General features: G+C 61.5%; 10 protein-coding genes and 1 pseudogene. 6 read left to right on the top strand and 5 right to left on the bottom strand.

Annotated features, from left to right (window positions below; genetic code table 11):
- Positions 1-307 (bottom strand): annotated as a pseudogene (locus tag U9R81_RS05400) (SH3 domain-containing protein); the annotation flags it as partial.
- 76 nt (positions 308-383) lie between these two features.
- Positions 384-1,667 carry an NAD(P)/FAD-dependent oxidoreductase gene (locus tag U9R81_RS05395; RefSeq protein WP_322494495.1) on the bottom strand — a complete coding sequence of 428 codons (1,284 nt, stop codon included), beginning with the start codon at positions 1,665-1,667 and terminating at the stop codon, positions 384-386.
- A 544-nt stretch (positions 1,668-2,211) separates the two neighbouring features.
- Between U9R81_RS05395 and serC the strand changes: the two genes are divergently transcribed.
- The 4 genes from serC (at position 2,212) to dcd (ending at position 5,470) form a co-directional block, all read left to right on the top strand.
- Complete coding sequence (gene serC / locus U9R81_RS05390) at positions 2,212-3,294, top strand: 3-phosphoserine/phosphohydroxythreonine transaminase (RefSeq protein ID WP_322494494.1); 1,083 nt, start codon at positions 2,212-2,214, stop codon at positions 3,292-3,294.
- Positions 3,287-3,667, top strand: a complete 381-nt coding sequence (locus tag U9R81_RS05385; RefSeq protein WP_322494493.1) for a VOC family protein — start codon at positions 3,287-3,289, stop codon at positions 3,665-3,667. The genes serC and U9R81_RS05385 overlap by 8 nt, the downstream gene beginning before the upstream one ends.
- An 18-nt stretch (positions 3,668-3,685) precedes the next feature.
- Positions 3,686-4,789 carry a glycosyltransferase family 4 protein gene (locus U9R81_RS05380; protein ID WP_322494492.1) on the top strand — a complete coding sequence of 368 codons (1,104 nt, stop codon included), beginning with the start codon at positions 3,686-3,688 and terminating at the stop codon, positions 4,787-4,789.
- A gap of 120 nt (positions 4,790-4,909) precedes the next feature.
- Positions 4,910-5,470 (top strand): dCTP deaminase, encoded by a 561-nt coding sequence (gene dcd / locus U9R81_RS05375; protein WP_322494491.1) that lies wholly within the window; start codon positions 4,910-4,912, stop codon positions 5,468-5,470.
- 80 nt (positions 5,471-5,550) lie between these two features.
- On the opposite strand, the gene U9R81_RS05370 is transcribed toward dcd, so the two are convergent.
- The 3 genes from U9R81_RS05370 to U9R81_RS05360 form a co-directional block, all read right to left on the bottom strand.
- Complete coding sequence (locus tag U9R81_RS05370) at positions 5,551-7,221, bottom strand: ribonuclease J (protein ID WP_322494490.1); 1,671 nt, start codon at positions 7,219-7,221, stop codon at positions 5,551-5,553.
- A gap of 158 nt (positions 7,222-7,379) precedes the next feature.
- Positions 7,380-7,970: a hypothetical protein gene (locus U9R81_RS05365; RefSeq protein ID WP_322494489.1), complete on the bottom strand. Its 591-nt coding sequence runs from the start codon at positions 7,968-7,970 to the stop codon at positions 7,380-7,382.
- 37 nt (positions 7,971-8,007) lie between these two features.
- On the bottom strand, positions 8,008-8,640 hold the full coding sequence (locus U9R81_RS05360; RefSeq protein ID WP_322494488.1) for a uracil-DNA glycosylase: 633 nt from the start codon (positions 8,638-8,640) through the stop codon (positions 8,008-8,010).
- A gap of 123 nt (positions 8,641-8,763) precedes the next feature.
- On the opposite strand from U9R81_RS05360, the gene U9R81_RS05355 reads away from it, so the two are divergent.
- Together U9R81_RS05355 and U9R81_RS05350 are read left to right on the top strand one after the other, a co-directional pair.
- Entirely contained in the window at positions 8,764-9,870 is a 1,107-nt protein-coding gene (locus U9R81_RS05355) for a TRM11 family SAM-dependent methyltransferase (protein ID WP_322494487.1), read from the top strand.
- 441 nt (positions 9,871-10,311) lie between these two features.
- On the top strand, positions 10,312-10,494 hold a 183-nt coding region (locus U9R81_RS05350), incomplete at its 3' end, for a glycosyltransferase (protein ID WP_322494486.1).

The following is a 10,494-nucleotide window of genomic DNA, read 5'->3' as shown; positions in this document are numbered from 1 at the left end:
CGCTCTCTGCCGGAGCGCCCGCGCTTTTGCCGCCGGCCGCCGCAGCGCCGGCAGTGGTGGCCGCAGCCAATTGCTCTTTCAACTGCTTCAGCTCAGCCTCCATCTGTGCCATACGCGCCTCGGCGGCGGCTAACGCCTTGCGCGCCTTTTCGGCGGCAGCGGCATCTTGTTGCGCCGACTCGAGTTCCTCTTGCAGCCGCTTGATCTCTTGCGCTTGCCGCCCAATCTGATCGCTCATCGAGCGCATCGCTTGGCTGATGCCCTCGTTCGAATCCCCCTCGTTCTTCTTACCCCCGAAGTTGATCATGTCCCTCGCTCCTTCCCAGCGACCTTGCCGACCATATCTACGGTTAGATGCATTATAGATGGTTCAGGCCGATTCGTCACCGGGGAAGATCGGCCTGAATCGCCTCAGCGCAGCGTTCGCCGCTCAGCATAGCCGCGTTAATGCTGCTGGCTTCGGTCAATTCACCGGCCAGATACAGACCGAGCCGGCCAGTGCGGTTGTCGGGCAGGTTGGGATGGAGGCCAGGCGGTTGCGGGAATTGGGCGAAGGGGATGCGATCGACTCGCAAGATGCGGGCATTGGCCAGCGCAGTCGTCGCTGCTGTTTCGTTGACGAAGATGCGGTGCAAATCGACCATGGTGCGGGCGACGATGGTACTGTCGTCGAGGTCGGGTACGCCAAGAATGGCCGCAGCGTACAGATGCCAGCCGGCGGGTGCATACCCCGGCGCGACCGCGCTCATTGGGGCTAGCGTGTTGACAAAGGCGTTCTCGTCGGCGTTGAGCAGCAGCTTTTTGCCGCGGTAGAGCGGATGGCGGACGGCGAGCCAGACGCACGATGAACCGAGGCTGCCTTCCGGTACCGGCAACCCGCTCAGGCGGGCCGTTTCGGGAGCCGGCGTCGCCAACACCACGGCATCGGCGAACAGTTCACTACCATCGGCCAACTGCACGCCACGCACCTTGCCGTCATTGCTGATCAAGGCCGTGGCGCGAGTGTTGAGCCGCGCCTTGCCGGCGGCCACCAGCTCGGCGCTGAGCTGCTCGGCGATCGCGCCCATGCCGCAATTTGGCGTCACCGTCTGGCCATCGCTCATCATTTTGAAGTTGAAGCGGAAGCACTTGGCGCTGGTTTGTAGCGAACGGTTGAGGAAGATGCCGCCAAAGAAGGGGCGGAAAAAGCGGTCGATCATCTGGTCGCTAAAACCGAGCGCCTTGAGTTCGGCAAGCGTGGTGCGGTCGGGGCCGGCAAGGATGTCGTCGATGGTTTGTTGGCGCATGCGAATCGCGAGTTGGAGTGTGCGCAGTTTGTCAGCCGGCGAGGCGATGCCGGTTAGGGCGGCGCCAATCAGCGAGGCTGGATCACGATCGCGCAGCGGGTCGGTCAACACCTCGCGCCGCCCGCGCCACGCCACGATCGCGCCGGGATCGAAGGCGCGCAGGTCAAGCGCTGCCATGTTGAGTTGGCGCTGCGCCGCCGGATACGCGGTAAAGAGCACCTGAAAGCCGCGATCGAGCACGAATCCGTTCACTCGATCTGAACGCACTCGTCCCCCTAGTCCATCGCTTGCTTCGATCAGCGTCACTTGATACCCGGCGCGATGCAGGGTGCGGGCGCAGACCAAGCCGGCCACCCCGCCGCCAATGACGAGAATGTGCATAGCGTTTTCCTTACTAGCCACGATATGCGATAGCCATGCTGATACTAGTACCCATCCCTATATTGGAAGAGGGGGATGAATAGCCACGAAGTGACACAAAAGGCACGAAAAAGTTCAGATGGTTGTTGATTTGTGCGGTGACTCCTTACTCCCCAACCCTCCCCCGCTGGGGTCAAGGGCGGACAGAACGTTTGATCCGGAACCCGGCCCTCTCCCGTTGGCGCATCGGTTGCCCCCACGCCAGCCCTCCCCTGCTGGGGGAGGGAGTCTCAGTGCTTCCGGTGAAAGGCTACATACCCCGCGACCTCTGCGTTCTCTGCGGTAAACCACATCTTTCGCCCCGCTGGGGGAGCACGTCTTCCTCCTCCCCCAGAGAGGGCATTGGTTGCCTCCACCCCAACCCTCCCCCGCTGGGGGAGAGAGGCTTTCTTCCGCGTCTTCTGCGGTTAACCAAGCGGCAGCGCAAACGTACCAAGACCCATTACCATTTCGAGTATACTATGATCCACGACAAGCCTGTTCGCAAGGGTAAAGGGGGCAACCGATGATCCATAACTTCAATCCCGGCCCGGCGGCATTGCCGCCTGCGGTGATTGCGCGCGCGCAAGCGGAACTGGCCGATTACCACGGCACGGGGATGTCGATTTTGGAAATGAGCCATCGCAGCAAGGAGTACGAGGCGATCAACGCTGCTGCTGAGGCTCATCTCAAGGCGCTGTTGGGGTTAGGTGACGATTACCGCGTGCTCTTTATGCAGGGCGGCGCATCGATGCAGTTTGCGCTGATCCCGCTCAACTTGTTGCCCGCCGGTGGCGTGGCCGAGTATATCGTCACCGGCTCGTGGGGCGAAAAGGCTTATGAAGAGGCGCAGCGGCTCGGCAATGCCCGCCTGCTGGCGAGCACCGCCGCCGATGGCTACCGCCGCTTGCCCGACGCAGAAGCATTAACGCCTGACCCGCAAGCGGCGTACCTGCACATCACGACCAACGAGACGATTCAGGGAGTGCAGTGGCCGGCGGAATTGCCCAATTTCGGCCCGGCCCCGCTGGTGGCCGATATGAGCAGCGACTTCCTCGCGCGCCCCTTCCCGGCTGAGCGCTTTGCCTTGATCTACGCCGGCGCGCAGAAGAATCTCGGCCCCGCCGGCGTGACGGTGGTGGTCATCCGGCAAGACCTGATCGAGCGCGGGCGCAAGGATTTGCCGGTGATTATGCGCTACGCCACCTTCGCCAAGAACAACTCGCTCTACAACACGCCGCCGGTATTTGCGGTGTATATGGTTAATCTGGTGCTGGAGTGGATCAAGGAGCAGGGTGGTCTTACGGCGATGGCCGAGCGCAACGCGCGCAAGGCGGCGATGGTGTACGAGGCGATTGACGCGAGCAATGGCTTTTATGCCGGTCACGCAGCGCCGGAGGCGCGTTCGCTGATGAATGTCACCTTCCGCTTGCCCTCTGCCGAGCTCGAAAAGCGGTTCTTGAGCGAAGCGCAGGCCGCCGGGATGGTTGGGTTGGCCGGGCACCGCTCGGTCGGCGGCATCCGCGCTTCCCTCTACAACGCGGTCTCGTCTGAGTCGGCAGCGACGCTAGCGAGCTTTATGCGGGAGTTTGCCCAGCGGTATGGATGAGCAACCCTACGCCGCCGCGATCACCTTTGTGCCGGTCGCCGATCTGCAAGCGAGCGCGGCTTGTTATGGGGCTGCGCTCGGCTTGCCGCTCGTGCTCGATCAAGGTGGCATTCATATCTACCGGGTGGCGCGCGGCGGCTACCTCGGCTTGTGCCAGCAAGCTGCGCCACCCATCGCCGACGATCGCCTGATTTTAACCGTTGTGACCGCTGATGTCGATGCGGTCCACCAGCGGCTGGTCGCTGCCGGCGTCGCTACCGACGGCCCGCCGCGTGAGAATCCGCGCTACCGCATTTACCACTTCTTTGCCCGCGATCCGGATGGCTACCGGCTGGAAGTGCAGCGGTTTTTGCGCCCGTTCGATGAAGCGTAGACTAGAACCAGCCGCCCTATGCGCGTCGTGATGCTCTCTAAGGCCGTGATCGCCGGTGCCTACCAGCGTAAGCTGGAGGAGATCGCGCGGCTAGGGGTAGAGTTGACCGTGATCGCACCGCCGGGATGGCGCGAGCCGCGAGTGGGGATGATCCCGCTCGAACGGCGCTTTACCGCCGGGTATACCCTCTTGACCCTGCCGATGGTTTGGAATGGCCATCACCACATTCACTTCTACCGCGGACTGCGCCCGCTCATCCGGCGCTTGCGCCCGCAGGCGTTCCACATTGACGAAGAGAGCTTCAATCTCGCCACCTTTCTGGCTATGCGGGAAGGGCTGGCGGTAGGCGCGCGCTGCTGCTTCTACAACTGGGCCAACATCGATCGCCGTTACCCGCCGCCGTTCAGTTGGTTCGAGCGCTACAACCTGCGCCACGCCGCGCATGCCATCGCCGGCAATCAGGAAGCGGCGGCAATCATCCGCCGTCACGGCTACCGCGGCCCGATCAGCGTCATTCCCCAGTTTGGCGTCGATCCTGAGCTGTTTGCGCCGGCGGATGGGCCACGCCAACGCGACGCCTTCGTTATCGGCTACGTAGGCCGGCTGGTGCCGGAAAAGGGGGTGGCCGATCTGGTGGCGGCGCTGGCCGGCTTGCCGGCCCATGCGCGGCTGCGGCTGATTGGCGATGGAATCGAGCGTCCGCGCCTGTTGCAACTGGCGGCAGAACTGGGTTTCAGCGCGCGGGTCGATGTCTTGCCGGCGGTGAGCAGCACGGCAGTGCCGGCAGCAATGCGCGAGCTGGATGTGCTCGTCTTGCCGTCGCGTACCCAACCCAATTGGAAAGAGCAGTTTGGGCGGGTACTGATCGAGGCGATGAGCTGCGGTGTGCCGGTGATCGGCTCGACCTGCGGCGAGATTCCGCAGGTGATCGGTGAAGCCGGTCTGGTTTTCCCGGAAGGCGATGTGGCCGCATTGCGAGCGGCGCTCAGCCGCTTGATCGACCAGCCTGAACTGCGCGTCGATCTTGCCCGGCGCGGCAGGGCGCGCGTGCTGGCCGAGTTTACGCAGGCCGCGATTGCCCGTCGCCACGTTGCGGTCTATCAGGCGATGCTGGAAACGTGACTGGGGAAGGCGCAGCGAGACCCCTTGTGAAGGCGGCTCTTTGCGCGTTCAATCATAACGAAGCGACAAACGGTTGCCCATCTCGATGGCGCACCACCCAACCACAGGAGGAATACCACCATGCCGGTCAAATCCGATCGCTGGATTCGGCGCATGGCGCTCGAACACGGCATGATCGATCCATTCGTCGATCATCAGGTACGGCGGGGCGTCATCTCGTATGGCTTGACCTCGTATGGCTACGACATACGGGTCACTGACCACTTCAAGGTTTTTACCAACGTCTACAACGCGCTGGTCGATCCCAAGAACTTCGATCCGCGCTCGTTTGTTGACATTCGCGCCGAGTATGTCGATATTCCACCCAACTCGTTTGCGCTGGCCCAATCGTTGGAATATTTTCGCATCCCGCGCACGGTCAGTTGCATCGTGATCGGCAAATCATCGTATGCCCGCTGCGGGATCATTATCAACGTCACCCCGCTCGAACCAGAGTGGGAGGGGCATGTGACGATCGAGATCAGCAACACCACGCCGCTCCCGGCGCGCATCTACGCCAATGAGGGAATTGGGCAAGTGCTGTTTCTCGAGAGCGACGAGCCGTGCGAGGTATCGTACGCTGACAAAAAGGGGAAATATCAAGGCCAGACGGGGATCGTTTTGCCACGGATCGATCGGTAAACGGCGCGTGTAGGGGCACAGTAGGGGCACAGCAGCGCTGTGCCCCTGTACGGGCACAGCGCGCCGCTGTGCCCGTACACCTACACCTCCATCACCATCGGCAACACCATCGGCCGCCGGCGCGTCTCGCGGTAGAGGAATTCGCTCACCACATCGCGAATCTTGCGATTGATATACGCTGCATCAACCGCACCGGCGCCGTTCTTGCTTGTCAACGCGGCGCGCACCGTCTCTTTGGTCGCCTCGATCAAATCTTGGCTCTGGCGCATATAGACAAAACCGCGCGAGACCACATCCGGCCCGGCGACCAATTCGCCAGTGGCGCTGTCGATGCTCACCACCACAATCAACATGCCGTCTTTGGCCAGCAGTTGGCGGTCACGCACCACCACATTGCCGACATCGCCGACCGTTGTGCCATCGACGTAAATGTAGCCGACCGGCGCTTTGCCGGTGATCTTGCCATAGCCGGGAGAGAACTCCATAATCGAGCCGCCTTCGGCCAACAGCACCCGCTCACTGTCGGGCACCGCCCCAATATTGGTCGCCAGTTTGCGATAGAGCATCAAATGCCGGTAATCACCGTGGAACGGCACAATAAAGCTAGGGCGCAGCAGTGCCAACACCAGCTTTAGTTCCTCTTGCGCAGCGTGGCCCGACACGTGGACACGAGCTTCGGCGCCGTAGATCACATCGGCCCCGAGTTTAAACAGATTGTTAATCACCTTATTGACGCTGACCTCGTTGCCGGGGATGGGGGTGGCCGAGAGCACCACCGTATCGCCGGGTTTGATCTTGACGTGCGGGTAGTCGCGGTTGGCCATCCGGTTCAGTGCGGCCATTGGCTCACCTTGGCTGCCGGTGCAGACGATCGCGATCTGGTCATCGGGGTAAGCCGACATCTCGTGGGGGCGAATGATGGTGCCCTCATCGGCGCGCAAATACCCGAGATCGAACGCAATCCGCGCATTGGTCTCCATACTGCGACCGGCCAGCATCACCTTGCGCCCGTAGGCTTCCGCCGAATCGATCACCTGCTGCACGCGGCTGATGTTCGAGGCAAAGGTAGCAACGATGATCCGGCCGGGAGCGGTGGCAAAGATATTGTCGAACGCCTCGCCGACGGTGGCTTCGCTGGGCGTATAGCCCTTTGACTCAACCCGCACGCAGTCAGTCACCAGCACCAGCGGCTTGCGGTTGCCCAGCTCGGCAATCTTCTCAAGATCGGTCGGGCGGCCATCAACTGGGGTATGATCCAGCTTCCAGTCGGTCAGGTAGACCAACAGACCGGCGGGAGTCGTAATCGCGAAACCGACGGTATCAGGGATCGAGTGGGCGATGTGAAACGCTTCCACCGTGAAGCTACCCAATTGAAACGGCTCGCGCTCGGTAATCTGAACCGTCGTCACCTTATCTTGCAGCCGGTGCTCTTTGAGCCGGTTGCTGAGCAAGCCAAGCGTGAGCTTCGTGCCGTACACCGGCGGAAAGCCGAGCTCGGCGATCAAATGCGGCACGGCGCCAATATGGTCTTCGTGACCGTGAGTAATGAGAATTGCTCTAATATGATCCGTCTTCTCGCGCAAATAGGTAATGTCAGGCAAGACGAGATCAACGCCGAGCATATCGGCATCGGGAAACATGACGCCGCAGTCGAGAATAACGATATCGTCGCCATACTCAACCACCCACATGTTCCGGCCGACCTCCCCGGCGCCACCGAGTGGAATCACACGGAGACGTTGTTTGGCCATAGGTTTCTGTTAGGGCCGGTGTACCAGCGACCCTTGCTCCTTTCTGATGCGCAATATTCAATGTTTGCTAATGGGCGCATCTGCGGTTGCGCCCACACGAACGGTATAATGACAGGGTTTGGCACAACCCTGTTCAGACCTCGCTCACATGCGCCGTATCATGCTGACGGCGCATGACCAACTGCTAACACGTCAGGCCACCCTTGCGTGCGGGCCATTGCCTGTTCGATCTGTGCGACCAATTCGTCACGGTGCTCGATATCTGGGCCGATGACCAACCGTTGCCGGCCATGGGCCTGCCGGTGGAGCCAGCGCAAGAGCGGGTTGGCAATCGTTTCTGCCGGATCGCGCCGGCAAGCGATGACGATGGCTTCATCGGCAACTGCGGGTGATGGCCGGAGGGCAAGCACATCTTCCCACGGGCACCACAACCGCACACCTATGGCTTCGTAGGTGAGACCTTCGTCAGCGAGCGTAAAAGCAGCATCCCATTCCGCGATCAGATTCCAGATCAGCAGTGGGGTGGCAACAATCAGCACGAACAACAACAGTGCCGGCGCCGCTCGTTCGATCGCGGGTGGTTGCGCGAACACGCGTTGCAGATCAGACCAGAACGCTGCTGGATGCAGGCTAAGGCGCAGCGTGCTGGCAAAGCTCCATAGGGCAAAGACCCAGAGGAGCATTGTAACCGCTATCATCAATAAATTGTTGCGCCGGCCAGCCGGCGAGAGGCGATAGGATCGTGACATTGATTTGGTCACACCACCGGCAATGGGCGGCCAATGGTCAGAAGAGACGGAGCTGCTCGGGCGGCTCATCGGCTGGCGGCGTTGCTGGGGCAGCCGCGCTGCGTTGGCGTTCAGCATCGGCTAAGATGGCAGGCAGGCGACGAAAGTCTTCTTCCAGCAACGGCCGGTTTTGGGGCTGGTGCAAGGCGGCGGCGGGGTGGATCATCGGCACAATCAATCGACCGTTGACATAACGGGGTTGGCCGTGGATGCGCGAAATCCGCTCGCCGGGCAGAAACAGGCCCATCGAAAAGCGGCCCAACGTCACAATCACTGCCGGATCAATGGCCGCAATCTGACGCATCAAAAACAGTTTGGTACAAGTCTCAATTTCGTCCGGCTCCGGATCGCGGTTTTGCGGTGGCCGGCACTTAACCACATTCGCGATATAGACTTCATCGCGACGCAACCCGGCCAGCGCCAGCAGGTCGGTCAAGAATTGGCCGGATGGACCGACAAAGGGCCGTCCCTGCCGGTCTTCGTGGTAGCCGGGGCCTTCGCCGATCAACATCACCCGCGCGTTGGCCGGCCCCTCGCCGGGCACGGCGCGCGTGCGCCCGCGATGAAGGTTACAAGCGGTGCAGCGTTGCACCTCTTGGGCAATCGTAAACAAGACATCACTGGCTGTCACACGCCCATCCTTGCATGTTTCAGCTTTCCCTTCTTCATTATAGCATACCAATGGCAATGACATTCGCCCCATCTTATGCTACACTAACCATAACAACGACTGTTTCCAGCAGGAATGCTTCCGATGACCGGACGTTCGCCTTCGGCCCAGTTGCCGCCAGATGCCGAGTCGCCCCAGTGGCAGCTCAACCGTGAGGCGCTGGCAGCGGCGCTCGATGCCTTGCTCGCCGCGCCGGCCCTTGTCGAGCTGCGTTGTGGGGTTGCCGAACTGCGCCGGCGCTTGGCCGATCTGGCTGATCCGTTGCACCATGCCGGTGAGTACGCGGTTCGCTTCACGCCAGAGGTGTTGCACGGCGAACTTGATCAGATCGTGGCGGCCCGCACGCTCGAACGCGCCCGCTATTATGTGGCCCGTTTGCGCCGCGCGCTCGAGGCGCAACGGTTTGCGCCGGCCAGTGATATCGATCTGCACCGCTGGAAGGAGTATGACGATATTTTGACTGATAGCCTCTGGTTGATCGAGCGGCGCGACAATTCGGGGGTGCATCGGGCCGATTACTGGGGCAATTTCGTGCCCCAAATCCCCCGCCAGTTCATCCGTCGCTACACGCGCCCCGGCGAGTGGGTACTCGATCCGTTTGCTGGATCGGGCACGACCCTGATCGAGGCCCGCCGCCTCGGTCGCCATGCGATCGGCGTCGAGCTGCAAGCGCCGATGGTCGAGCGCGTTCACGATCTTCTTGCTGAAGAGCTGCCGGCCTATCCTACCATTGCTGCCATCGAACAGGGAGATAGTCTCGTCGTAGATTTTCCGGCGCTGTTGGCCCGCTACGGCGCTGCCAGTGTGCAGTTGGTGTTGCTTCACCCACCTTACCACGACATCATCCGCTTTAGCGACGATCCGCGCGATCTGTCGAATGCGCCGAGCATTGCCGAATTTCTGGCCCGCCTGACACTGGTTGCCGAACGGGTGGCGGCGGTGCTCGACCGGGGCCGCTATTTGGCATTGGTGATCGGTGATACCTACCGCCAAGGCGAATGGCACCCGCTCGGCTTCCAAGCGATGGAGGCGATCCGGGCCTGCGGGTTTAGCCTCAAGAGCATTATCGTCAAAAACTTTACCGGCACCCTCGGCAAGCGCGGCAGCGCCGAACTCTGGCGCTACCGGGCCTTGGCCGGCGGTTTTTACGTCTTCAAACACGAATATATCTTTTTGTTGCGCCGGCGGTGATGGGGCACGGTTGGCGGCGGTTTGGCCGCCTTCCCGCCGTTGGGGTTCAAGGGCGGACAGAACATTTGTCGAGTACAACGGTTGATCGTTGTGCGATGCCTCAAAGTCCGGTACTGCACTCTCCCTCTCCCGCTGTGAGGTGGGAGAAGGGGCCGAGGGGTGAGGGACGAAACGCAACGGCGCAGTAGAGCCGGACGGCTGTCCGGCGCCGCAACGGCGCAGAGGGGGAAAACGCAAAGGCGCAAAGGACGCAGAGAGGCGCGAAGGGTTGGTAAGGAGAACGATCCCCTGCGCCCTCGGCGCTCAACCCCGTTCCTCGCACCCAGAGGAGAAACATAGTTGCGAACACCCACAAACGACGCAACATGATTTTGTGCCTTTTGTGTTTCTTCGCGGCTATTCCTACTAGGCCTCTAGATAGCGTCCAAGGAGCAGAACCTCATGCCAACCTTCAGCGTCATCATTCCTGTACTCAACGAAGCCGATCACATCACAACGTGCGTACATGCCGTGCGCCGGCTTGATCCCGCGGTCGAGGTGATTGTGGCCGATGGCGGCAGTCACGATGAGACACCGGCGCTGGCCCGCGTTGCCGGCGCGCGGGTGGTGCTGGCGCCGCGCGGT

Source organism: Chloroflexus sp. (assembly GCF_034435895.1).
Classification (GTDB): domain Bacteria; phylum Chloroflexota; class Chloroflexia; order Chloroflexales; family Chloroflexaceae; genus Chloroflexus.
Note: the sequence above shows the minus strand (reverse complement) of the source record. Positions and strands in the feature narration are given on the sequence as shown.

Excerpts from the sequence above, each read along its gene's own strand:
- U9R81_RS05395 (WP_322494495.1), bottom strand. The coding sequence starts at position 1,667 with ATGCACATTCTCGTCATTGGCGGCGGGGTGGCCGGCTTGGTCTGCGCC.
- serC (WP_322494494.1), top strand. The coding sequence starts at position 2,212 with ATGATCCATAACTTCAATCCCGGCCCGGCGGCATTGCCGCCTGCGGTG.
- U9R81_RS05385 (WP_322494493.1), top strand. The coding sequence starts at position 3,287 with ATGGATGAGCAACCCTACGCCGCCGCGATCACCTTTGTGCCGGTCGCC.
- U9R81_RS05380 (WP_322494492.1), top strand. The coding sequence starts at position 3,686 with ATGCGCGTCGTGATGCTCTCTAAGGCCGTGATCGCCGGTGCCTACCAG.
- dcd (WP_322494491.1), top strand. The coding sequence starts at position 4,910 with ATGCCGGTCAAATCCGATCGCTGGATTCGGCGCATGGCGCTCGAACAC.
- U9R81_RS05370 (WP_322494490.1), bottom strand. The coding sequence starts at position 7,221 with ATGGCCAAACAACGTCTCCGTGTGATTCCACTCGGTGGCGCCGGGGAG.
- U9R81_RS05365 (WP_322494489.1), bottom strand. The coding sequence starts at position 7,970 with ATGTCACGATCCTATCGCCTCTCGCCGGCTGGCCGGCGCAACAATTTA.
- U9R81_RS05355 (WP_322494487.1), top strand. The coding sequence starts at position 8,764 with ATGACCGGACGTTCGCCTTCGGCCCAGTTGCCGCCAGATGCCGAGTCG.